Source organism: Streptomyces sp. NPDC093984, assembly GCF_044764595.1.
GTDB classification, from domain to species: Bacteria; Actinomycetota; Actinomycetes; order Streptomycetales; family Streptomycetaceae; genus Streptomyces; species Streptomyces cynarae.
The window spans coordinates 357,235-379,106 of record NZ_JBIWIM010000005.1 but is presented as its reverse complement, the minus strand read 5'-3'; the positions used below and the strand labels follow the sequence as shown (position 1 = coordinate 379,106).

Here is a 21,872-nt window from a genome sequence, read left to right as displayed (position 1 = left end):
GTGACATGCTCGGCACGCCTCTCCCACCCCACGGAGTACGGCGTGGCAATCAGCGTCTTCGACCTGTTCTCCATCGGCATCGGCCCGTCCAGCTCGCACACCGTCGGCCCGATGCGTGCGGCCGGGATGTTCGCCGCCCGGCTGAAGAAGGACGGCCTGCTCGCCCAGACCGCCGCGGTGCGGGCGGAACTGTTCGGCTCCCTCGGTGCCACCGGGCACGGCCACGGCACCCCCAAGGCCGTGCTGCTCGGCCTGGAGGGCAACGAGCCGCGCACGGTCGACGTCGCCCAGGCCGAGCTGGACGTCGAGCGGATCCGCACCACCGGGCGCATCCGCCTCCTCGGCGCCGAGATCGGCGCCGCCCACGAGATCGACTTCGACGTCTCGAACCAGCTGGTCCTGCACCGTCGGCGCGCGCTGCCGTACCACGCCAACGGCATGATCCTCTTCGCCTGCGACGCCGACGGACTGCCGCTGCTGGAGAAGACGTACTACTCGGTCGGCGGCGGCTTCGTGGTCGACGAGGACGCCGTCGGGGCGGACCGGATCAAGCCCGACGACACGGCGCTGCCCCACCCGTTCCGCACGGGGGACGAGCTGCTGCGGCTCTCCCGGGAGACCGGCCTGTCGATCTCCGCGCTGATGCTGGAGAACGAGAAGGCCTGGCGCACGGAGGAGGAGATCCGCGCGGGTCTGCTGGAGATCTGGCGCGTGATGGAGGGCTGTGTCTCCCGCGGCCTGTCCCGCGAGGGCATCCTCCCCGGCGGCCTGAAGGTCCGCCGGCGGGCCGCGGCGGCGGCCCGGGCGCTGCGCAGCGAGGGCGACCCCGCGGCCCGCGCGATGGAGTGGGTGACCCTGTACGCCATGGCGGTGAACGAGGAGAACGCCGCAGGCGGCCGGGTCGTCACCGCCCCGACGAACGGCGCGGCGGGCATCATCCCCGCCGTTGTGCACTACTACCTCACCTTCGTGCCGGGCGCCGACGAGGACGGGATCGTCCGCTTCCTGCTCGCGGCGGGCGCCATCGGCATGCTCTTCAAGGAGAACGCGTCGATCTCCGGCGCCGAGGTCGGCTGCCAGGGCGAGGTCGGCTCGGCCTGCTCGATGGCCGCCGGCGGCCTCGCCGAGGTGCTGGGCGGCAGTCCGGAGCAGGTGGAGAACGCCGCCGAGATCGGCATGGAGCACAACCTCGGCCTGACCTGCGACCCGGTCGGCGGCCTGGTCCAGATCCCCTGCATCGAGCGCAACGGCATGGCGGCGGTCAAGGCCGTGACAGCCGCCCGGATGGCCCTGCGCGGCGACGGCCGGCACCACGTCTCCCTCGACAAGGTCATCAAGACCATGAAGGAGACCGGAGCCGACATGAAGGTCAAGTACAAGGAGACCGCCCGTGGCGGCCTCGCCGTCAACGTCATCGAGTGCTGAGGAGGGGTCGGAGCGGGAAAGGGGCCGCAGCCGTGCTCATCGACACCTTCGGCCGCGTCGCCACCGACCTGAGGGTCGTCCCGCCGGCCATGCGGTGTGCGGAGCGGGAGCGGTCACACGCCGGGAACGGCCCTCACAGGTAATCGTCGTCTCCCTGGTCGAAGAGCTCTGGGTAGGTGGACTCGTCCTCCGCCCGACGGCCGCTCTGCTGCTGCTCGAGCCGGTGCTGACGCTCCTGGCGTGCCTGCTCCTGGGCGCCGAGGGTCTCCTCGGTCATGTCCCTGAGGTGGCCGGAGTCATCCGCGTACCGGCCATGCTCGCGGTCGGTCATATCGGTTCACTCCTGTCATGTCGGTGAATGTCATTTTATGTCTCTTCCTCCATGCGGATCGACTCCTTGAGCTCCCTCAGGGCCCGGCTGTCCCTGTCCTCGTTCATGTCCAGCAGGGCGCTTGCGATGGCGTCGAGCTTGCGCTGGATGGCGTGTTCCGCCCGCATCTCCGAGTTCTTGAGCAGGGCGAGGAGGAGAAGCGTGACCGCGGTCATCGACTCCCCGGCGAGCAGGAGCAGCTCCAGGGGCAGGTGTGCCGCGTGCGCGGCGACGAAGAAGCCGACGAAGGCCAGGCAGATCAGGAAGAAGAGCGGAGAGCTCGTCAAGTTGGAGGCTCTCTCCGCCAGTTCCTCGAACATCCCGCGCTTGGGGCCGCCGCGGTGGGCGGGACTCTTGAAGGTCATGGGGGAAGGCTTACCCTGCCGCTGTTTCCGGGGCGGTGCGCGCACCGCCGACGGGTGGTCGCACCCCGGGGCGTGCACCCGGGCGGGGGAACCGCACCCCGTACCGCACCCCGCCGCGCGGCGGACCTCAGTCCGCGGGACGCGCGCCCGAGGGCTCCTTGAGCGCGGTGACCGCGGCCGCCAGCTCCTGGCGCAGCGGCCCGGGCGGGGCGTTGCCGTTGACGGCTGCCACCAGGTCCTCGGCGACGTTGTGCAACTTCGTGTTGGTCTTCTGGGAGACGGTGACCAGGACGTCCCAGGCGTCCTGCGCGGTCAGCGCGAAGGACGCCATCAGCACCCCCCGGGCCAGGTCGATCACCGGCCGCGTCTGCATCGCCCGCCTGAGCTGGACCAGCTCGATGTGGAGGTCGCGCTCGCCGGCCGGGTCCAGGTCCCGGTCGGGGGCCAGGTCCAGGGCGATGTGCGCGTCCAGGTCGGTGTCCTCCGGCCGTTCCTCCCGCCGCGGAGGGCCGTGCCGCTGCCGGAACCGCCCGGCCTGGCCGTCTCCCGCGGCCGTACCGACGGTGGGGGAGGTGTCGAACAGGGCTCGGGTGCCGGTCAGCGACAGCAGCCTGTCCACGGAGGGGCCGGTCGGGCCGAGCGTGAGCGTCTTGGCGTCCGCCAGGGCCTGGCGGCGGGCGCTCAGCAGCACGTTGAGGCCGGAGCAGTCGCAGAAGTCCACTCCGCCGAGATCCACGTCGACACCTCTCACCGAGCGCCGTACGGCCTCCCGCAGGGCGTCCTGCAGGGCCTGCTCGGTGTCGATGTCCAGCTCACCGGACACCATCACGGCCACCCGGTCCCCGTCCTGGTGGGTCTCGACCCGCAGGCAGGGCGGCAGGAGGTGCTGCGGCGGGTGCGCCCAGGTCACCCGGACGGCACCGTCCGCGCTGCCGGGCTCGGGAAGTACGCGCTCTTCCATGGCAGCCTCCCGAGCTCGCCCATACCGCGCCCCCCGGACCCAGGGGGTGTCCGGCAGTTCGCGCCGGGCGCGCGGCCTCTGGCACGGCACCTCGCCGCGTCGTCGGATCTTCCGCGTACGCCCGGTACGCGGCAGACCCTGCGCCTTGCGATGCACCGCACCAGGCGCCGCCCGCTGATCCGGCGCGAACTGCCGGACACCCCCTAGTCAGCCTCTGCCCGTCCCAGGTCATATGTCAAGGGATACACGAATTCGAATTCACCTTTTTGTATTCGCGAATCGCGGCGCCTACTCTCTATGCATGGGTGGAGTGCGGGAGCCGCATATGGGATGGACGTTCCTCACGAACCACGCACGCGTGCTGGCGGCCATCGCCGACGACCAGAGTGTCCGCATCCGCGACATCGCGGCCCGCTGCCGACTGACGGAACGTGCCGTCCAGAAGATCATCGCCGACCTCGAGCAGGACGGCTATCTCACGCACACCCGCGAGGGGCGCAGCAACACGTACCACATCCAGCCGGGCACCCCGCTGCGCCACCCCGCGGAGGCCAGCCTCACCGTCGCGGAGCTGCTCGCCCTCCTCGTGCGGCAGGACGCCGAACACGGCAGGCAGCGCCAGCAGCAGTAACGCCCCTCACCGTGGGTACTCGCAGGTCTCGGTCACCGGTCACCGAGAGGAGCCCGAAGTGAGCACCGAAGCAGGCAGGAAGATCGTGGTCACGGGTGCCACCGGCAATGTGGGCACCAGCCTCGTGCGGCTGCTCGCCGAGGATCCGGCCGTCGCGAGCGTACGGGGCCTGGCGCGCCGCATCCCCGACCTCGGTCCGGGCCGCGTGCAGTGGTCGAAGGTGGACCTCGCGGCGAAGGACGTCGACCTCGTACGGGAGTTCCGGGGCGCCGACGCGGTGGTGCACCTGGCGTGGGCGTTCCAGCCGACGCACGACCCGGTCGCGACCTGGCGGACCAACGTGCTCGGCAGCATCCGGGTCTTCGAGGCCGTCGCCGCCACCGCCACGGTGCCCACACTGGTACACGCCTCCTCCGTGGGGGCCTACTCTCCGGGGCCCAAGAACCGCTCCGTGGACGAGTCCTGGCCCACGCACGGCTGGCCCGACGCCGCCTACACCCGGGAGAAGGCCTATCTGGAGCGGTATCTCGACACCTTCGAGTTCCGGCACCCCGGGATCCGCGTCGTGCGGATGCGGCCCGCGTTCCTGTTCAAACGCGAATCGGCGAGCGAACAGCGGCGCATCTTCGGCGGAAAGTTCCTCCCCGGACCGCTGGCCCGCCCCGAACTGCTGCCCTTCCTGCCGGACATCCAGGGGCTGCGCGTGCAGGCCCTGCACACCGACGACGCGGCCCGCGCCTACCAGCTCGCCATCCACACCGAGGTCCGGGGCGCCTTCAACCTGGCCGCCGATCCGCCCCTCGACGCCGAGATCCTGGGCGAGCTGCTCGGATCCCGTCCCGTGCGGCTGCCGCGCACGGCCGCACGGTCGGCGATCGCCGCCGCCTGGGGACTGCGGCTGCTGCCCGCCTCCCCCCATCTCTTCGACGCCGTCCTGAGGCTGCCGCTCATGGACTGCACCCGCGCACGCACCGTGCTCGGCTGGCAGCCGCAGCGGACGGCGACCGAGGTGCTGGAGGAGTTCCTGCACGGGCTGCAGGAGGGCGCCGGCGCCCCGACGGCACCGCTGCAGGGCCGCAAGGTCGGCTGACACCCCGGTGGGGCACCGAGGGCCCACAAGTCGCCCATGTGCGCCCGTTTGGGGGGAACGGATCGCGAAACTCCCTTGCATAGTCCAACGGTGCAGGAAAGGCGGTCTCGATCCATGGCCCTGACATCCCGCAACCACACGCCCCCGGCCCTCGGCCGGGCGGGAACCGCGCTCGATGTGGCCGGGCTGGAGGCGGCGCTGCACAGTGCCGTGGACGGGGAGATCCGCTTCGACGCGGGCACCAGGGGCGCGTACTCCACGGACGGCTCCAACTACCGCCAGGTCCCCATCGGCGTCGTCGTCCCGCGCGGTGTGGAGGCGGGCGCCCGGGCGGTCGAGGTGTGCGCGCGGTTCGGCGCGCCCGTCCTGTCCCGGGGCGGCGGCACCAGCCTGGCCGGCCAGACGACCAACACGGCCGTCGTCCTCGACTGGACCAAGTACTGCGACGCCCTGGTGTCGGTCGACCCCGACGCCCGCACCTGCGTCGTGGAGCCCGGACTGGTCCTGGACGAGCTCAACCGCAAGCTCGCCGACCACCGCCTGCAGTTCGGGCCCAAGCCGTCCACGCACAGCCACTGCGCGCTCGGCGGCATGATCGGCAACAACTCGTGCGGGGCGTCGGCGCAGGCGTACGGCAAGACCGTGGACAACGTACGCCGCCTGGAGGTCCTCACCTACGACGGGACCCGCATGTGGGTGGGGCCGACCTCGAAGGCCGAGCGGGCGCAGATCGCCGCCGAGGGCGGACGCCGGGCGGAGATCTACGACGGTCTCGACCGCATCGTGACCGAATACCTGGCGGACATCCGCCAGGGCTACCCCAAGATCCCGCGCCGCGTCTCCGGATACAACCTGGACTCCCTGCTCCCGGAGAACGGCTTCGACGTCGCCAAGGCCCTGGTCGGCAGCGAGGGAACCCTGGTGACCGTACTGCGCGCCGAACTCGACCTGGTCCCCGTGCCCCGCTACCAGTCGCTGCTCGTCCTCGGATACGAGGACATCTGCGCCGCCGCCGACGACGTCCCCCACCTCCTCGAGCACTGCTCACCCAGCCAGCTCGAGGCCCTTGACGGGCGGATGGCACAGCTGATGCGCGAGGAGCACGCCTACCTGGAGTCCCTCGACTCCCTCCCGGAAGGGGACAGCTGGCTGCTGCTGCAGTTCAGCGGCGACAGCCAGGAGGAGGTCGACGAGAAGGCGCACGCGCTGCTGCGCGCGGTCGGCCGGAACGAGAAGGAGTCCACCGTCGCGTTCTCCGACGACCCCGAGCGCGAGCAGAGGATGCTCAAGGCCCGCGAGGCCGGGCTCGGGGTCACCGCGCGGCCCCCGGACGACCGCGAGACCTGGGAGGGCTGGGAGGACTCCGCCGTCCCGCCCGACCGCCTCGGCGACTACCTGCGCGACCTCAAGGGGCTGTTCGCGGAGTTCGACTACGACCACCCCTCGCTGTACGGGCACTTCGGGCAGGGCTGTGTGCACACCCGCATCCCGTTCGGGCTGAAGACCGCCGAGGGCGTGGCCGACTTCCGCCGGTTCCTGGAGCGCGCCGCCGACCTCGTGGCCTCCTACGGCGGCTCCCTGTCGGGCGAGCACGGGGACGGCCAGTCCCGGGGCGAGCTGCTGACCCGCATGTTCGGCGAGCGTCTCGTGGCCGCGTTCGGGGAGCTCAAGGCGCTCTTCGACCCGCACAACCGGATGAACCCCGGCAAGGTCACAGGCCCCAACCCCGTCGACGGCCAGCTGCGGCTCGGCTCCGCCTGGCGGCCCGCCACCCTGGACTCGCACTTCGGCTACCCGGAGGACGAGCACTCCTTCACCCGCGCCGTGCTGCGCTGCGTCGGCATCGGCAACTGCCGCAGCCACCACGGCGGGGTGATGTGCCCGTCCTACCGGGCCACCAAGGAGGAGGAGCACTCCACGCGCGGCCGGGCGCGGCTGCTGTTCGAGATGCTCGAGGGCCACGCGGACTCCGCCGTGACCGACGGCTGGCGCTCCACCGAGGTCCGCGACGCCCTGGACCTGTGCCTGGCGTGCAAGGGCTGCAAGTCGGACTGCCCGACCGGCGTCGACATGGCCACCTACAAGGCCGAGTTCCTCGCCCACCACTACGCGGGCAGGCCCCGGCCGGCCGCCCACTACTCCATGGGCTGGCTGCCGGTGTGGGCCCGGCTCTCCCGCCTCGCCCCGCCGGTCGTGAACAGCCTGCTGCGCGCGCCCGGACTGGCCGCCGCAGGAAAACGGCTGGCCGGCGTCGACGGCGCGCGCCAGGCCCCCGTGTTCGCCGAGGAGTCCTTCCTGCAGTGGTGGCGGGCGCGCGGCAGCGAGGAACCGGAGCCCGGCGACGAGCGGGCCGTGGTGCTGTGGCCCGACACCTTCAGCACCTACTTCCACCCCTCGATCGCGAAGTCCGCGGTGCGAGTCCTCGAGGACGCCGGCTTCCGGGTCGCCGTACCCACCAGGCCCGTCTGCTGCGGACTGACCTGGATCTCCACCGGTCAGCTCCCGGTGGCGAAGAAGGTCCTGCGGCACTCGCTCGACGTCCTGCGCCAGTGGATCGAGGCCGGCACCCCCGTCATCGGCCTCGAACCGTCCTGCACAGCCGTGTTCCGGGCCGACGCGCCCGAACTGATGCCCGCCGACCAGGACGTGCAGCGCCTGGCCGGGCAGTTCCGCACCTTCGCCGAACACCTCGTCCACCACGCCCCCGACGACTGGCGGCCGCCCGCCCTGGCCCGGCAGGCGACCGTGCAGACCCACTGCCACCAGCACGCGATCATGAAGTTCGAGGCCGACCGGGAACTGATGCGGCGGGCCCACCTCGACGCCGAGGTCCTCGACGAGGGCTGCTGCGGGCTCGCCGGCAACTTCGGGTTCGAGCGGGGCCACCACGAGGTGTCCATGGCGGTCGCGGAACAGGGAGTCCTGCCCTCCGTGCGCGGGGCCGCTCCGTCCGGTCTGGTCCTCGCGGACGGCTTCAGCTGCCGCACCCAGATCGAGCAGGGTGGCACGGGCCGCCGGGCCCTGCACCTGGCCGAGGCGCTGGCCCTGGGGCTGGACGGACCCCTGCCCGCGGAGCTGCCCGAGCGGCCGGCGCAGCGCCCCGAGCCGCCCTCACGCCTCGGCGCCTGGGCGACGACGGCCGTCGCGGCCGCCCTGGCCGCGGCCCCCGCGGCGGCGCTCGCCCGCCGCCTGAGGCGGCGTACCTGAGCGCGGCCATGGCGGTACAGGTGGCGGTGTGCGGGCCCGCGCAGTGCGGGGAGAGCGAGCGGGCCCTCGCGTACGAAGTGGGCCGGCTGCTGGCGGAGCGCGGGGCCGTGGTGATCTGCGGCGGGCACGGCGGGGTGATGGCCGCGGTCGCGGCGGGTGCCCGGTCGCGCGAGGGCGTCGTCGTCGGGGTGCTGCCCGGAGCCGACCGTACCGGCGCCGGGCCCGATCTGAGCGTCGCGATCGCCACCGGCCTTGGGCAGGCACGCAACAGCGTCATCGTGCACAGCGGGGACGCCGTCGTCGTGATCGGCGGCTCCTGGGGCACGCTCTCGGAACTGGCCCTGGCGATGCGCCGGGGCGGCGTGCCCGTGGTCCAGCTGGGCGACGGCTGGCGCCTCGTGGACGCCGACGGGCGGGAGGTGCGGGGCGTACGGTACGCGCGGACGCCGGCGGAGGCGCTGGACGCGACGGGCCTCTGGCCCTGACCGACCCGGGTTCCGCCCCCGTCGCCCTTACCCTTCCCGTCCCCAGGGGCTCCGCCCCTTCAACCCGCCAGGGGCTGCGCCCCTGGACCCCGGCGGGGACTGCGTCCCCTGCACCCCTCGCGGGACTCTGCCCCCGCACGCCACTGGGGCTCCGCCCCAGGCCCTGCGCCGGGGCTCAGCCCCCGCACCCCTCGCGGGGCTGCGCCCCTGGACCCCGGCGGGGACTGCGTCCCCTGCACCTCTCGCGGGGCTCCGCCCCCGCACCTCGGCGGGGCTTCGCCCCAGACCCCGTTCGGGGGCCGGCCCCCGGGCCCCCGCTCCTCAAACGCCGGAGGGGCTGATTTTCCCCCGGTCGGCATCATTCAGCCCGTCCGGCGTTTGAGGACGAGGCCGTTCAGGCCGAAGCGGGGGTCTGGGGGCGGCAGCCCCCAGGGACGGGAAGGGTAGGGGCGGCGGGGGCGGATCACCGTCGGTGCGGCGCCGTGCTCAAGCGGCCAGCACCTTCTCCAGTACCCCGAGCGCCGACCGCAGCTCCTGCTCCGTGATCGTCAGCGGCGGCGCCAGGCGGATCGTCGAGCCGTGGGTGTCCTTGACCAGGATCCCCTCCGCCATCAGGCGTTCGCTGACCTCGCGTCCCGTGCCGATCGTGGGGTCGACGTCCACACCCGCCCACAGCCCGCGCGAGCGAAAGCCCACGACGCCCTTGCCGACGAGCGAGGTGAGCCCGTCCCGCAGCACCACACCCAACTCGGCGGCCCGCAGCTGGAAGTCACCCGTCTTCAGCAGCCGGACGACCGCCGAACCGACCGCCGCGGCCAGCGGGTTCCCGCCGAACGTCGATCCGTGCTCACCGGGCCGCAGCACCCCGAGCACCTCCCGGCGCGCCACCACCGCCGACACCGGCACGATCCCGCCGCCGAGCGCCTTGCCGAGCAGCAGAACGTCCGGCAGGACGCCCTCATGCTCCACGGCCAGCGTGCGACCGGTACGCCCGAGACCCGACTGGATCTCGTCCGCGATGAACAGGCACCCCGCGCGGCGGGTCAGCTCACGGACCCCGGTGAGGTAGCCCTCGTCGGGGATGACCACACCCGCCTCGCCCTGGATCGGCTCGATCAGCACGGCCGCCGTCGTCTCGTCGACCGCCGCCTCGAGCGCCGCCAGGTCGTTGTACGGGACGATCCGGAAACCCGGCGTGAACGGCCCGAACCCCGCCCGCGCCGTCTCGTCCGTGGAGAAGCTGACGATCGTCGTCGTACGGCCGTGGAAGTTCCCGGCCGCCACCACGATCGTCGCCCGGTCGGCCGGCACGCCCTTGACCTCGTACGCCCACTTCCGGGCCACCTTGACGGCGCTCTCCACCGCCTCCGCGCCCGTGTTCATCGGCAGCACCATGTCCAGGCCCGTCAGCTCCGCCAGCGACTGCGCGAACTCGGCCAGCTGGTCGTTGTGGAAGGCCCGCGAGGTGAGCGTCAGCCGGTCCAGCTGACGATGCGCCGCCTCGATCAGCACCGGGTTGCGGTGACCGAAGTTGAGGGCGGAGTACCCGGCGAGCATGTCGAGGTAGCGACGGCCCTCCACGTCCTCCACCCAGGTGCCCTCGGCGCGGGCGACGACCACGGGCAGCGGGTGGTAGTTGTGCGCGAGGACGGGCTCCTCGGCCTGGATCAGCTCGGCGGACGAACGCGTACGGGCGGGTGCGGTCATGAACGGGTCTCCCGGATCTCCTGGGTGCAGCACTTGATGCCTCCGCCGGCCTTGTGGAACTCGGACAGGTCGACGGGGACGGGGTCGTAACCCTGGTCGGCGAGGCGTGAGGCCAGCGCCTCGGCCTTCGGCGCGATGAAGACATGGCGTCCGTCGGAAACGGAGTTCAGGCCGAACGCCATCGCGTCCTCGTGCGTCGCGAGCACCGCGTCCGGGAACAGCCGCGCCAGCACCTCCCGGCTGCCCGGTGAGAACGCCTCCGGGTAGTACACGACGTTGTCGTCGTCGAGGACGAACAGCGCGGTGTCCAGGTGGTAGAAGTACGGGTTCACCAACGTCAGGCTGATCACCGGGTGGCCGAAGAACTCCTGCGCCTCACGGTGCGCCTCCCGGGTCGTACGGAACCCGGTGCCGGCCAGCAGGTACCGGCCCGTCCACACCAGGTCGCCCTCGCCCTCGCAGACGGACTCGGGGCGGTGGACGTCGTAACCGGCCGCCTTGAACCACGTCTCGTAGTGGAGGGACTCGGGGCGCCGTTCGGGCGCGTGGAAGAGGGAGCCGAAGACCCGGCCGTCGACGACGACCGCCGAGTTCGCGGCGAACACCATGTCCGGCAGGCCGGGGACCGGGTCCACGGCGTCGACGGCGTGGCCGTGGGCGCGGTAGGCGCGGATCAGCCCCTGCCACTGCTCATGGGCCAGATCCACGTCGACCGTGGTGTCGGGATGCATCCAGGGGTTGATCGCGTACTGCACGGCGAAGTGTCTGGGTTCGCAGACGAGGAAGCGCCGCCGGCGCGGCACACGGCTGTCAGGCACAGAGGGGTTCCTCCGTTTCCTGGAGTGTCGACTGAGGGTTGACACCAAGGTAGGAAGCGGCGGATACGGACGACAAGCAACGAGAGCTGCGTGTTCGCGCAGCAATGCTGCGTCTTGGGGCAGGTCAGCGCACGTCTGCTGCGTCATCCGCGGCGTCGTCGGGCGCGGCCTGGGTCGCGCCCGCCTCAGGGCTGTCCGGGAGCAGGTGGGACAGCACCATCACGCTGATCGTCTTCCGGATGAACGGCTCCGCGCGGATGCGCTCCAGCACCTCCTCGAAGTGCTCGACGTCCCTCGCCCGCACGTGCAGCAGCGCGTCCGCGCCGCCGGTGACCGTCATCGCCGCCGTGATCTCCGGATGGTTGCGCACCACCTCCGCCAGGCGTCGGGGCGGCGCCGCCCCCTCGCAGTACACCTCGACGTACGCCTCCGTGCGCCAGCCCAGCGCCGACGGCCTCACCGTGGCCGTGAACCCGGTGATCACACCCGTCTCGCGCAGCCGGTCCACCCGGCGCTTGACCGCCGTGGACGACAGGCCGATGGCCGCGCCGATCTCGGCGAAACTGGTCCTGGCGTTCGCCATCAGAGCGGTGATGATCTTCCGGTCGAGCTCGTCGAACGATGCCGGCCTGCTGTTCATGCGGGCACTGTAACCAGACCCGGACCGGCACCGTGTCCGGCGCCGCGCCGCCACCGCGTCCAGCGGGAACGTCCGTGCTCCGCACATGCCCACAGGTACGGATTGCTCCTAGACTCCACGTTCATGCTGCGCGCCCTCGCCGTCGACGACGAACGCCCCTCGCTCGAGGAACTGCTCTACCTGCTCCGCGCCGATCCCAGGATCGGCAGCGTGGAGGGCGCGGGCGACGCCACCGGGGCACTGCGCCGCATCAACCGCGCCCTGGAGTCCGGACCCGACGGCCCCGACGCGATCGACGTCGTCTTCCTCGACATCCACATGCCCGGCCTCGACGGCCTGGAGATGGCCCGGCTGCTCACCGGGTTCGCGAAGCCCCCGCTGGTCGTGTTCGTGACCGCTCACGAAGGCTTCGCCGTGCAGGCGTTCGACCTCAAGGCCGTCGACTACGTCCTCAAGCCCGTACGCCGTGAGCGGCTCGCGGAGGCGGTGCGCCGCGCCGAACAGCTCAGGGAGACCACGCCACTGATCCCCGTGCACGAGCCGGACCCCGACCACATCCTGGTGGAGCTCGGCGGCGTGACACGGTTCGTGCCCGTGGAGGACATCACCCATGTCGAGGCGCAGGGCGACTACGCCCGCCTGCACACCGCCCAGGGCAGCCATCTCGTGCGGATCCCGCTGTCCACCCTGGAGGAGCGGTGGCGCACGCGCGGTTTCGTCCGCATCCACCGCCGCCACCTCGTCGCCCTGCGGCACATCGAGGAACTCCGTCTGGACGCCGGCACCGTGAGCGTCCTCGTCGGCTCCGTCGAACTCCAGGTCAGCCGCCGGCACGCCCGCGAACTGCGGGAGATGCTGATACGCCGGACCGCGGGCTAGGGGGGCGACGTGCCGCAGGACCCCACCGAACGCCGCGTCGTAGTCACCGGGCCGCCCCGGAGCGGACGCCGCCGCGCCCCGGGCTACTACCGCCCGCGCACCGAGATCGACGAGCAGACCACCCTCGGCCACACCTACGTCCGCTCACTGATCCGCAGCCAACTCCGCGTGGCCCTCGCCGTGTTCACGGTGCTGGTGCTCCTGATCGGGCCCCTTCCCCTGTTCTTCGCCGCCACCCGCACGGGCGGCCTGGAATGGGCGGTGCTCGGGTTCGGCCTCTACCCGCCGCTGATCCTGCTCGCCCGCTGGTACGTGCGCCGCGCCGAACGCAACGAGAAGGACTTCGTCCGGCTCGTCGAGGACCGCTGAGGCCAGGGCAGTGAACCAGAACTACGCCGTCCCCGCCGTCGCCCTCGTCGTCCTCGCGACCGTCCTCGTCGGCGCCTTCGGGCTGCGCGTCTCCCGCACCACCTCGGACTTCTACGTCGCCTCCCGCGCCGTCGGCCCCCGCCTGAACGCGGCCGCGATCAGCGGCGAGTACCTGTCCGCGGCATCCTTCCTGGGCATCGCGGGACTCGTCCTCGTCCAAGGTCCGGACATGCTCTGGTACCCGGTCGGCTACACCGCCGGCTACCTCGTCCTGCTGCTGTTCGTCGCCGCGCCGCTGCGCCGCTCCGGCGCCTACACCCTGCCCGACTTCGCCGAGGCCCGGCTCGCCTCCCAGCCGGTGCGGCGGCTCGCCGGGGCGTTCGTCGTCGGCGTCGGCTGGCTGTACCTGCTGCCCCAGCTCCAGGGCGCCGGACTCACCCTGGCCGTGCTGACCGGGGCTCCCCAGCAGCTCGGCGGGATCATCGTCGCCGTCGTGGTGGTGGCGACCGTCGCCGCGGGCGGCATGCGCAGCATCACCTTCGTCCAGGCCTTTCAGTACTGGCTGAAACTCACCGCCCTGCTCGTCCCCGCCCTGTTCCTGGTGCTGGCCTGGCAGGGCGACGGCGCACCCCGCGGGGCGTTCGCCGAACCGGCGACCTTCCGCGAGCACCGCGTCGTACGGATCGACGACACCCTCGACCTGACGCTGTCCCGCCCGCTCGCCGTCACCGCCTCGGGCACCGTCGACGGCCGCCGGTACGACGGACAGCGCGCGGACCTCGCCGCCGGCACCCACCGCGTCGAGCGCGGCACCCGGCTCACCTTCACCCGGGGCGACCCCGTCCCCGTCGCCGAGCACGGCAGCAACGGCGGCATGTCGACCTCGCTCGTCTCCGGCCGCGCGGAACGCCCGCTGTACGCCACGTACGGGCTGATCCTCGCCACCTTCCTCGGCACCATGGGCCTGCCCCACGTCGTCGTCCGCTTCTACACCAGCCCGCACGGGGTCGCCGCCCGCCGCACCACCGTCGCCGTACTCGCCCTGATCGGTGCGTTCTACCTTCTGCCGCCCGTCTACGGCGCCCTGGGCCGGCTCTACGCTCCCGAACTGACCCTCACCGGCGACGCCGACGCCGCCGTCCTCTTACTGCCCGACCGGATGATCGGCGGACTCGGCGGGGACCTGCTGGGCGCACTGCTCGCGGGCGGCGCCTTCGCCGCGTTCCTGTCCACCGCCTCCGGGCTGACCATGGCGGTGGCCGGGGTGCTCGCCCAGGACGTGCTGCCGGCGCGGGGCGTACGGCACTTCCGGCTCGGCACGCTGCTGGCCATGGCGGTGCCGCTGGCGGCGAGCGTGCTGGTCGGCGGGCTCCCGGTGGCCGACGCGGTGGGCCTCGCCTTCGCGGTGTCCGCGTCGTCGTTCTGCCCGCTGCTCGTGCTCGGCATCTGGTGGCGCCGGCTCACCCCGCCGGGCGCCGCGGCCGGAATGCTGGCGGGTGGCGGCGCTGCGTTCCTCTCGGTGGCGGCGACGATGGCGGGCTATCCCGGCAGCGGCACCCTGCACGCCCTGCTCGCCTGGCCCGCGCTGTGGTCGGTGCCGCTCGGGTTCCTGACCATGGTGCTGGTGTCCCTGGCCACGCCCGGGCGGGTGCCGGCCGGGACGGCGGCGATCCTGGCCCGGTTCCACCTGCCGGAGGAGCTGCGGGCGGAGGTGACGGTGTGAGCGGCTTCCTCGCCGGGCTGTGCGTGGCCGTCCTGCCCCTGCTGGCCGCCGGGTTCTGGCTCGGCCGGCGCACCGCTCGCCCCGAGCGTCTCGGCGGGCTCGGCAGCCCGGTCGAACACGCCACCTTCCAGACCCTGCACACCGCCTCCCTGGCAGCACCCCCGCTGCGTGCCGGGCTCACGGAGGAGACCGGCCGCAAGTCCGCGCGACGGCTGCGCTCCCTGCTCGGCACCGACGCGCTCTGCCTCACCGACCGGGAGACCGTGCTGGCCTGGGACGGCGCGGGGGAGCACCACCGGGAGGAGGTGCTCCAGCGGCTCGCGGGCCCCTTGGAGACCGGCCGCGGCGAGGCCTTCCGGCTGAAGTGCGAAGCGCCCGACTGCCCGCTGCACTGGGCCGTGGTCGCACCGCTCACCGTCGACGACCGCGTCCACGGCGCGCTGGTCGCCTGCGCGCCCCGCGAGTCCGCGGTCCTCGTCCGCGCCGCGGGGGAGGTGGCCCGCTGGGTCTCCGTACAACTGGAGCTGGCGGACCTCGACCGGTCCCGTACGCGGCTCATCGAGGCCGAGATCAAGGCACTGCGCGCCCAGATCTCCCCGCACTTCATCTTCAACTCGCTCGCCGTCATAGCCTCGTTCGTGCGCACGGACCCCGAGCGCGCCCGTGAACTCCTGCTGGAGTTCGCGGACTTCACCCGCTACTCGTTCCGCCGGCACGGCGACTTCACCACGCTCGCCGACGAACTTCACGCCATCGACCACTACTTGGCGCTGGTCAGGGCGCGCTTCGGAGATCGGCTCACCGTCACCCTGCAGATCGCGCCGGAGGTACTGCCGGTCGCCCTGCCCTTCCTCTGCCTCCAGCCGCTCGTCGAGAACGCCGTCAAGCACGGCCTGGAGGGCACCACCGACCAACGGCACATCGGCATCACCGCGCAGGACGCGGGCGCCGAGGCCCTGGTCGTCATCGAGGACGACGGCGCGGGAATGGACCCGGAGCTGCTGCGCCGCATCCTCGCCGGGGAGATCAGCCCGTCCGGCGGCATCGGACTGTCCAACGTCGACGACCGGCTGCGCCAGGTCTACGGCGACGACCACGGGCTGGTCATCGAGACCGCGCCGGGAGCGGGCATGAAGATCACGATCCGGTTGCCCAAGTACCAGCCGGGGGTGCACTCGGCCGGGCGGCTGCCGCGCCCGTGAGCGTCAGGGGTTGCGGGTGGTGACCACCATGCCGAGGGTGATCAGGCCGAGGACGACCCAGCCGAACCACAGCCAGCCGCTGCTGCCGAGCGCCACCGTGTAGGCCGTCACCACGACGAGCGCACCGACGGTGAGCACCCCCATCGCCTTCGTGGAACCGGGCATGGCAACACCCTCCTCATGGTTCGTCCTCACCCATGGTGCCCCCGTTCTGCTTGCGGACGGTGCAGACGACCAGATGAGTTCCGGACAACCAGGCGCTCGTGCCCGTCCAGGACGCGGCTTCGTAGCGGGACGGGTCGAAGCCGTAGTCCTTGGGCGGCACGTCCCGCGCGCACGCCGCGTCGGACAGGCTCTTGGCCTCGGTCAGGGTGGTGCCGGGGCCGAGCCGGGTGAAGCCGAGCACCTGCTGGTCGTGCGTGCCCGTGCAGGAGACCAGGCGGGCGACCCGCAGGGAGGGCGCGTCCAGGCAGTCCCGTTTCTGCATGTCGGCGGTGTCCACGAACGGCATCCCCGGCTTGCGGTGGTCCCCGAGCGGCCCGTACACCGGCCCGTGCGCGCCCAGCACCAGACACGCGGTGCGCCGCCCGGCCGCCTCGAACCCGGCCCGGGTCGGGACGACGGCGTAGCCGCGCACGTCGGCGAGCTTCCCGCGGACCTCCTGTGTGCGCTGCTCGCACGCGTCGGGCCCGTGCCGACGGGCCTCGTCCGCGGACGGGCTGGTGACGAGCGCCATGACCTGCCCGTCCGGGGTCCTCTCGGAGCAGGTCGGGTCCACGGTCAGCCGCGGAGGACCGCCCTGGAAGGGGCTCCCGGGCCAGTCGGCGACGACACAGTCACCGTCCTTCAGGGGCCGCGCGAGTCCGACGGCGTCCCCGTACGGCTTGGCCGCCCCACCGCCCGACGGGCGCACCACGGCGTACCAGACCCCGCCCAGGGCGAGTACGAGGCCCAGGGCGCAGGCGAGCAGGGCGCGCAGGAGGTGCGCGCGTTCGAAGTGGTGCGCCTGCCCGTTCGGCGGGGAGGGCGCGCCCGGGGACGCCGGCAGGCCGCCTGCCGCCGGGCTGTGCGAGGTCTGGGTCGGCGCGTGCGGACGCGCCCACCGCGTCCGCGCGCCCTGGACGGGGCGGCCAGGAGCCGCGATCGCCGTCAGTGCGGCTGCCGTGTCCGCCGCCGTGATCCGCAGGGCCGGGTCCTTGACCAGTACGGCGGACAGCAGCGGCCCCAGGGCCCCGGCCCGCACCGGAGGCCGGGGCTCTTCCAGGACCACCGCGGTGATCTCGGCGAGCTGGCTGTCCCGCTCGAAGGGCCCGCACCCCTCGACCGTGAAGTACAGGGTGCAGCCCAGCGAGAACAGGTCGGCCGCCGCGGTGGGCGGCCCGCCGGTTGCACGCTCGGGCGCGAGATAGCCGGGCGTACCGACCAGCGCGGACGTCAGTGTGTACCGGGGTTCGCCCGCGTCCGGCTGCACCGAGATGCCGTAGTCGGTGAGCAGGACCCGGGCGTACGGGGCCCCGCCGCGGTCCGGCGCCAGCAGGATGTTCGCCGGCTTCACGTCCCGGTGCATGACGCCCCGCTCGTGCCCGGCGGTCAGGGCGTCCAGCACGGCGAGCCCGATGCGGGCGCACTCCGCGGGGGCCAGAGGGCCGCGACGATGGACCAGTTCGCGCAGGTCGAGCGCGCCCGGGACGTACTCCATGACGATCCACGGCAGGCCCTCGTGCTCCAGTACGTCGTGCACGGTCACCACGTGCGGATGCCCGCGCAGCCCGGCCGCGTGCCGGGCCTCGGCCCGGGCGCGGGCGACCCGGGCGGCCCGCTCCTCGATCGCCTCCACCGGGTTGCGGAACACGACCTCCTTGAGAGCGACCTCGCAGTCCAGCCGCTGGTCATGGGCGCGCCACACATGGCCCATGGCGCCGCTGCCGAGGCGGTTCAGCAGCAGGTAACGACCGGCGATGGTCCGGCCCACTCCCGACTGCGGTGATCCTGATGGCATCGCGTCGCTCCCCGGTCTGATGCGGCGGTCTGGTGCGGGACGTCCGTGGGCCGGCCGGTCACGGGCTGGGCGTGGCCTGTGGCGCGCTGGTGGCCGGTGTGCGGGAGGCGGGCTTGCTCGTGGCCGGTGCGCTGGCGGCGGGCTTGCTCGTGGCCGGTCTCCCGGTCGGCGGCGTGCCGGTCGACGGCCTGCTGGTCTCGGGCGCCGAGGTGACGGGCTTGGACGGCTTGGACGGGGAGGGCTTGGACGGGTCGGGTGGCTGGGACGGGTCGAGCGACTTCGAGGGGCCGGGCGACCTGGACGAGGTGGGCGTCTTGGACGATGTGGGCGTCTTGGAGGGGCCGGGCGCCGACGTCGCGGGCGCGCTGCTCGAGCCCGGTTTGCCGGTGGTCGGGGAACCGGTCGCCCCGGGCGCGGTACCGGACGGAGCCGCGCTGCCCGACGTGGGCGGCCGGGTGGTCCTGGACGGTGAGGAGCCGCCCGAGGTGCCCGCGCCGCTCGCCGGTGGCGAGGAGGAGCCGCCCGACGCCGGCGGGGAGGACGCCTTCCCGCTGTCGTCAGGCGTCGGGGGAGAGGCGCCGCCGCCCTTCCCCGGTGCCGTCGTCCCGCCCGGCGACGGCGGAGTGGACGTCGCCCTCGGGCCGCCGCCGGGGCCGTCCGTCGTGGCGGTGTCCACCGACAGCGTGACGTACTGCCCGAACGCCAGCTCGGTGCCCGGCGCGGGATCCGAGCCCGTGACCACGGCCTCGTCGGGCGGCGCCCCCTTCCCGGCGTGGGCGACCGCGAGTCCCAGGTCCGTCAGCCGCCGGCCGGCCTCGGCGAACGGCATCCCCGTGACCCGGGGCACCCGGTGCCGCACCCGGGCGTCGAAGGGGGAGTCGTGACCACCGGCCGTCCCGACGGGGCGGCTGATCCCGCGGCCCGGGTCGTCGACGTCGACGAGCGCCAGCCGGGTCAGCGGCTGCGGCGCGGGCCTGACCGCCACCACCGAGGAACGGTCATATCCGGCCCATTTCCTGTTGCCGTCCTCGAACGTGACCGAAATCCGTGTGGTGTCGCCCTGGAACGGGCGCAGCGGGTTTCCGCAGGAGCATTTCACCGTGGGCTGCCCCTGGTCGTTCACCAATACGGCGATTCCGGCCTGGAGCAGCGAGTTGAAAGGGGTGGCCCTGCCCTTCTTGTAGTCGTGGTTCTGAACGAGAGTGTCGTGACGCAGCAGGACCGGTGTGAGCCGGTCGAGATAGGCGGGGATCTGTGCCTGGGTAATTCCGAGGACCTGCGCCCAGACCTTCGCCTTGCGGTCGTTCCCGGGATCGGTGAGGAATTCCTTGAGCCGCTTGACGTCACAGATCGTGGGCTGCCGGGAACCGCCGTAGAGCCCGGGCGTGTTCCCGGCCTGCAGGCCTCCGGGCAGTTCCCGGATCCGGATCGTGGTGTCGTGCCCGAGACCGCTGCGCTCGTCGAAGAAGGGATTCAGCGACGGAATCCCGACGGCGACGGCCTTCACCGCGAACGTATGTGCGCTTTTTCCGCAGCCGGCGACGACCAGTACCGCGGCCAGCAGAACGCCGATCCTGCGGGCCAGGGATTTCCCCGCCCTGTGCAGAGACGCACGCATTGTCATCACCGCTCCCCCCTGCGGTCCCCCCGCGCCCTGCAGAGCGGCGGCAGGGCGTCACCGCACCAGGCTACCGAATGGAGCGGTACTTCAGGCAGCCTGAAAAGAAAGGGAATTCAGCGGTGTGACGGAACTCAGCGGCCGCGTGCGTTGAGTGAGGCGAGATAGGCGTTGTACGCCTCGAGTTCCTTGTCGCCGTCGCGGTCCGCGGCCCGGTCCGTCCGCTTGGCCTGCCGCTGCTCCGACCTGTACCACTGGAACAGCAGCGCGAGCAGCACCAGCACGGACGGGACCTCGCTGAACGCCCAGGCGATGCCGCCCGCCGACGTCTGGTCCGCCAGGGCGTCGATGCCGAGTGAGGCGGGCGGGTTCCGGTAGGCGTCGACCATCGGTGTGGACGCCATCATCAGGGCGATACCGAAGAACGCGTGGAACGGCATGCCCGCGAACAGCTCCAGCATCCGCATCAGATGCCCGGGCCGGTGCGGGCCCGGGTCGACGCCCATGATGGGCCAGAAGAACACCAGGCCGACGGCGAGGAAGTGCACCATCATCGCGATGTGCCCGGCCTTGGAATCCATCAGGAAGTCGAAGAGCGGGGTGAAGTACAGCCCGTAAAGGCTCGCGATGAACAGCGGGATGGTGAACGCCGGGTGCGTGACGATCCGCAGGTAGCGGCTGTGCAGCAGCATCAGCAGCAGCTCACGCGGCCCCTTGCGGCCGCGGCCGGCGGTCGGCAGGGCGCGCAGTGCCAGGGTGATCGGCGCACCGAGCAGGATCAGGATCGGCGCGAGCATGCTGATCAGCATGTGCTGCACCATGTGGACGCTGAACATGACCATGCCGTAGTCGTTCAGCCTGGTGCACATCGTGAGCAGCACGATCAGTACGCCGACGGCGTACGCGAGGGTGCGGCCGGCCGGCCACTTGTCCCCGCGGCGCACGAGCCGGACGACGCCCCACCCGTACAGCCCGAGCCCGATGAGGCAGGCGACGAGGAAGAACGGGTCCGTCGACCAGACGAGCCCCCGCCCCAGCGTGAACGGCGGCAGATCCATGGTCATGCCGTGCCCGCTGTGATCCATCCGCCGGCTCCTGTTTCGTGGGGGTTGTGCGCTGTCTGTCCACAGCTGTCTGTCCGCACCCAGAGTAGAACCGCCCCCGGCCGCGGCTGCGACCGGGGGCGGCTGAAGTCTGCCGATGCGTTACAGAACACACTCCGCCTCGGCGTAGCGCTCCATCGGCACCGTCTTGAGCGTCTCCACCGCCTCCGCCAGCGACACCATCACGATCTTCGTGCCGTGCAGCGCGGTCATCATGCCGAACTCGCCCCGGTGCACGGCCTCGACCGCATGCCACCCGAACCGCGTCGCCAGCACCCGGTCGTACGCCGTGGGCGTACCACCACGCTGCACATGGCCGAGGATCACCGGACGGGCCTCCTTGCCGAGCCGCTGCTCCAGCTCCAGCGAGAGCTGCCGGGCGATCCCGGCGAACCGCTCGTGCCCGTAGATGTCCTTGCCGCCCTCGTCGAACTCCATCGAGCCGGGCTTCGGCTTGGCCCCCTCCGCGGCGACGACGATCGCGAACCGCTTGCCCGCGGCGAACCGTTCGCCGACCTTGGCCGTCAACTCCTCGATGTCGAAGGGGCGTTCCGGCACGACGATCGCGTGGGCGCCGGCCGCCATGCCGGAGTGCAGCGCGATCCAGCCGGTGTGGCGGCCCATGACCTCCACGATCAGCACCCGCTGGTGCGACTCCGCGGTGGTCTTCAGCCGGTCCAGCGCCTCGGTGGCCACACCGACGGCCGTGTCGAAGCCGAAGGTGACGTCCGTGACGGCGATGTCGTTGTCGATGGTCTTCGGCACGCCGACGATCGGCAGACCGTTGTCGGACAGCAGCCGGGCCGCCTTGAGCGTGCCCTCACCGCCGATCGGGATGATCGCGTCGAGACCCAGCTCCTCGACATGGCCCCGGGCCCGCTCCACGCCGTCCCGAAGGTGCTCGGGACGGACCCGGGAGGAGCCGAGGATGGTGCCGCCGCGGGCCAGGATGCCGCTGACCGCGTCCAGGTCGAGCTTGAGGTAGTCGCACTCCAGGAGACCCTTCCAGCCGTCCCTGAAGCCGATGACCTCGTCGCCGTGGTCGGCGACGGCGCGGTGCACGACGGACCGGATGACGGCGTTCAGACCGGGGCAGTCACCACCGGACGTGAGGACACCAATGCGCATAGCCCGAACAACCTTCTCAACGTGGGCACGGGACCGGACCGCGCTGTCCGGCTCGATCCCCGCCACCCTACCGGCGGAGGGGGGCGGGGCCGCACCGTGCGTCCGCCTGCTGGACGCCCCCGCTCAGCTGTGCGGGCGCGCTGTCAGACGGG

Annotated in this window: 20 protein-coding genes; 9 read left to right on the top strand and 11 right to left on the bottom strand. The window is 72.4% G+C overall.

Translation table 11 applies throughout. The annotated features are described in order from the left end of the window. The first annotated feature begins 42 nt into the window (after window positions 1-42). Complete coding sequence (locus tag ACIRC0_RS21205) at window positions 43-1,425, top strand: L-serine ammonia-lyase (protein WP_403617671.1); 1,383 nt, start codon at window positions 43-45, stop codon at window positions 1,423-1,425. A 133-nt stretch (window positions 1,426-1,558) separates the two neighbouring features. Here the strand turns inward: ACIRC0_RS21205 and ACIRC0_RS21200 are convergent, their stop codons facing one another. From ACIRC0_RS21200 to ACIRC0_RS21190, 3 genes are all read right to left on the bottom strand, one after another. Next, on the bottom strand, window positions 1,559-1,756 hold the full coding sequence (locus ACIRC0_RS21200) for a hypothetical protein (protein ID WP_403617670.1): 198 nt from the start codon (window positions 1,754-1,756) through the stop codon (window positions 1,559-1,561). A gap of 35 nt (window positions 1,757-1,791) precedes the next feature. Next, a complete protein-coding gene (locus tag ACIRC0_RS21195) occupies window positions 1,792-2,160 on the bottom strand; it encodes a hypothetical protein (RefSeq protein WP_403617669.1) in 369 nt (122 codons plus the stop codon). Between the two features lie 127 nt (window positions 2,161-2,287). Beyond that, window positions 2,288-3,121 carry an anti-sigma factor antagonist gene (locus ACIRC0_RS21190; RefSeq protein ID WP_403617668.1) on the bottom strand — a complete coding sequence of 278 codons (834 nt, stop codon included), beginning with the start codon at window positions 3,119-3,121 and terminating at the stop codon, window positions 2,288-2,290. Between the two features lie 301 nt (window positions 3,122-3,422). Here ACIRC0_RS21190 and ACIRC0_RS21185 point away from each other — a divergent pair, with 301 nt between their 5' ends. The 4 genes from ACIRC0_RS21185 (at window position 3,423) to ACIRC0_RS21170 (ending at window position 8,534) form a co-directional block, all read left to right on the top strand. Next, a complete protein-coding gene (locus tag ACIRC0_RS21185) occupies window positions 3,423-3,752 on the top strand; it encodes a helix-turn-helix transcriptional regulator (protein ID WP_403617667.1) in 330 nt (109 codons plus the stop codon). A 58-nt stretch (window positions 3,753-3,810) separates the two neighbouring features. Then, the gene (locus tag ACIRC0_RS21180) at window positions 3,811-4,842 is read left to right on the top strand and encodes an SDR family oxidoreductase (protein WP_403617666.1); all 1,032 of its coding nucleotides are present in this window, start codon (window positions 3,811-3,813) and stop codon (window positions 4,840-4,842) included. A gap of 114 nt (window positions 4,843-4,956) precedes the next feature. Beyond that, window positions 4,957-8,049, top strand: a complete 3,093-nt coding sequence (locus tag ACIRC0_RS21175; protein ID WP_403617665.1) for an FAD-binding and (Fe-S)-binding domain-containing protein — start codon at window positions 4,957-4,959, stop codon at window positions 8,047-8,049. A gap of 8 nt (window positions 8,050-8,057) precedes the next feature. Continuing rightward, window positions 8,058-8,534: a TIGR00725 family protein gene (locus ACIRC0_RS21170; RefSeq protein ID WP_403617664.1), complete on the top strand. Its 477-nt coding sequence runs from the start codon at window positions 8,058-8,060 to the stop codon at window positions 8,532-8,534. 486 nt (window positions 8,535-9,020) lie between these two features. Here ACIRC0_RS21170 and rocD read toward each other — a convergent pair whose 3' ends face one another. The 3 genes from rocD to ACIRC0_RS21155 all read right to left on the bottom strand — a co-directional run bounded on the left by rocD (window position 9,021) and on the right by ACIRC0_RS21155 (window position 11,699). Further along, a complete protein-coding gene (gene rocD, locus ACIRC0_RS21165) occupies window positions 9,021-10,241 on the bottom strand; it encodes an ornithine--oxo-acid transaminase (RefSeq protein ID WP_403617663.1) in 1,221 nt (406 codons plus the stop codon). Continuing rightward, complete coding sequence (ddaH, locus tag ACIRC0_RS21160; protein ID WP_388996585.1) at window positions 10,238-11,059, bottom strand: dimethylargininase; 822 nt, start codon at window positions 11,057-11,059, stop codon at window positions 10,238-10,240. Before ddaH ends, rocD begins: the two co-directional genes overlap by 4 nt. 124 nt (window positions 11,060-11,183) lie before the next feature. Continuing rightward, window positions 11,184-11,699 carry an Lrp/AsnC family transcriptional regulator gene (locus tag ACIRC0_RS21155; protein ID WP_403617662.1) on the bottom strand — a complete coding sequence of 172 codons (516 nt, stop codon included), beginning with the start codon at window positions 11,697-11,699 and terminating at the stop codon, window positions 11,184-11,186. A gap of 123 nt (window positions 11,700-11,822) precedes the next feature. Here ACIRC0_RS21155 and ACIRC0_RS21150 point away from each other — a divergent pair, with 123 nt between their 5' ends. The 4 genes from ACIRC0_RS21150 to ACIRC0_RS21135 are packed head-to-tail and all read left to right on the top strand — an operon-like array spanning window position 11,823 to window position 15,872. Continuing rightward, a complete protein-coding gene (locus ACIRC0_RS21150; RefSeq protein WP_403617661.1) occupies window positions 11,823-12,578 on the top strand; it encodes a LytR/AlgR family response regulator transcription factor in 756 nt (251 codons plus the stop codon). Between the two features lie 9 nt (window positions 12,579-12,587). Then, window positions 12,588-12,947, top strand: coding sequence for a hypothetical protein (locus ACIRC0_RS21145; protein ID WP_403617660.1), 360 nt, complete (start codon window positions 12,588-12,590; stop codon window positions 12,945-12,947). Window positions 12,948-12,957: 10 nt separating this feature from the next. Beyond that, window positions 12,958-14,670 carry a cation acetate symporter gene (locus ACIRC0_RS21140; protein ID WP_403617659.1) on the top strand — a complete coding sequence of 571 codons (1,713 nt, stop codon included), beginning with the start codon at window positions 12,958-12,960 and terminating at the stop codon, window positions 14,668-14,670. Next, window positions 14,667-15,872 carry a sensor histidine kinase gene (locus tag ACIRC0_RS21135; RefSeq protein ID WP_403617658.1) on the top strand — a complete coding sequence of 402 codons (1,206 nt, stop codon included), beginning with the start codon at window positions 14,667-14,669 and terminating at the stop codon, window positions 15,870-15,872. The genes ACIRC0_RS21140 and ACIRC0_RS21135 overlap by 4 nt, the downstream gene beginning before the upstream one ends. Before the next feature lie 3 nt (window positions 15,873-15,875). Here the strand turns inward: ACIRC0_RS21135 and ACIRC0_RS21130 are convergent, their stop codons facing one another. The 5 genes from ACIRC0_RS21130 to ACIRC0_RS21110 all read right to left on the bottom strand — a co-directional run bounded on the left by ACIRC0_RS21130 (window position 15,876) and on the right by ACIRC0_RS21110 (window position 21,720). Then, window positions 15,876-16,037, bottom strand: a complete 162-nt coding sequence (locus ACIRC0_RS21130) for a hypothetical protein (protein ID WP_200422051.1) — start codon at window positions 16,035-16,037, stop codon at window positions 15,876-15,878. A 13-nt stretch (window positions 16,038-16,050) separates the two neighbouring features. Next, a complete protein-coding gene (locus ACIRC0_RS21125) occupies window positions 16,051-17,871 on the bottom strand; it encodes a protein kinase (RefSeq protein ID WP_403617657.1) in 1,821 nt (606 codons plus the stop codon). 58 nt (window positions 17,872-17,929) lie between these two features. Further along, on the bottom strand, window positions 17,930-19,495 hold the full coding sequence (locus tag ACIRC0_RS21120) for a DUF6777 domain-containing protein (protein ID WP_403617656.1): 1,566 nt from the start codon (window positions 19,493-19,495) through the stop codon (window positions 17,930-17,932). 128 nt (window positions 19,496-19,623) lie between these two features. Beyond that, a complete protein-coding gene (locus ACIRC0_RS21115) occupies window positions 19,624-20,574 on the bottom strand; it encodes a cytochrome c oxidase assembly protein (RefSeq protein WP_403617655.1) in 951 nt (316 codons plus the stop codon). A 120-nt stretch (window positions 20,575-20,694) separates the two neighbouring features. After that, on the bottom strand, window positions 20,695-21,720 hold the full coding sequence (locus tag ACIRC0_RS21110) for a 6-phosphofructokinase (RefSeq protein WP_403617654.1): 1,026 nt from the start codon (window positions 21,718-21,720) through the stop codon (window positions 20,695-20,697). Between the last annotated feature and the right edge of the window lie 152 nt (window positions 21,721-21,872).

Coding starts and splice junctions, on each gene's coding strand:
- ACIRC0_RS21170 (WP_403617664.1), top strand. CDS start 8,058: ATGGCGGTACAGGTGGCGGTGTGCGGGCCCGCGCAGTGCGGGGAGAGC.
- ACIRC0_RS21185 (WP_403617667.1), top strand. CDS start 3,423: ATGGGTGGAGTGCGGGAGCCGCATATGGGATGGACGTTCCTCACGAAC.
- ACIRC0_RS21115 (WP_403617655.1), bottom strand. CDS start 20,574: ATGGATCACAGCGGGCACGGCATGACCATGGATCTGCCGCCGTTCACG.
- ACIRC0_RS21195 (WP_403617669.1), bottom strand. CDS start 2,160: ATGACCTTCAAGAGTCCCGCCCACCGCGGCGGCCCCAAGCGCGGGATG.
- ACIRC0_RS21175 (WP_403617665.1), top strand. CDS start 4,957: ATGGCCCTGACATCCCGCAACCACACGCCCCCGGCCCTCGGCCGGGCG.
- ACIRC0_RS21150 (WP_403617661.1), top strand. CDS start 11,823: ATGCTGCGCGCCCTCGCCGTCGACGACGAACGCCCCTCGCTCGAGGAA.
- ACIRC0_RS21110 (WP_403617654.1), bottom strand. CDS start 21,720: ATGCGCATTGGTGTCCTCACGTCCGGTGGTGACTGCCCCGGTCTGAAC.
- ACIRC0_RS21155 (WP_403617662.1), bottom strand. CDS start 11,699: ATGAACAGCAGGCCGGCATCGTTCGACGAGCTCGACCGGAAGATCATC.
- ACIRC0_RS21130 (WP_200422051.1), bottom strand. CDS start 16,037: ATGCCCGGTTCCACGAAGGCGATGGGGGTGCTCACCGTCGGTGCGCTC.
- rocD (WP_403617663.1), bottom strand. CDS start 10,241: ATGACCGCACCCGCCCGTACGCGTTCGTCCGCCGAGCTGATCCAGGCC.
- ACIRC0_RS21200 (WP_403617670.1), bottom strand. CDS start 1,756: ATGACCGACCGCGAGCATGGCCGGTACGCGGATGACTCCGGCCACCTC.
- ACIRC0_RS21125 (WP_403617657.1), bottom strand. CDS start 17,871: ATGCCATCAGGATCACCGCAGTCGGGAGTGGGCCGGACCATCGCCGGT.
- ACIRC0_RS21120 (WP_403617656.1), bottom strand. CDS start 19,495: ATGACAATGCGTGCGTCTCTGCACAGGGCGGGGAAATCCCTGGCCCGC.
- ACIRC0_RS21190 (WP_403617668.1), bottom strand. CDS start 3,121: ATGGAAGAGCGCGTACTTCCCGAGCCCGGCAGCGCGGACGGTGCCGTC.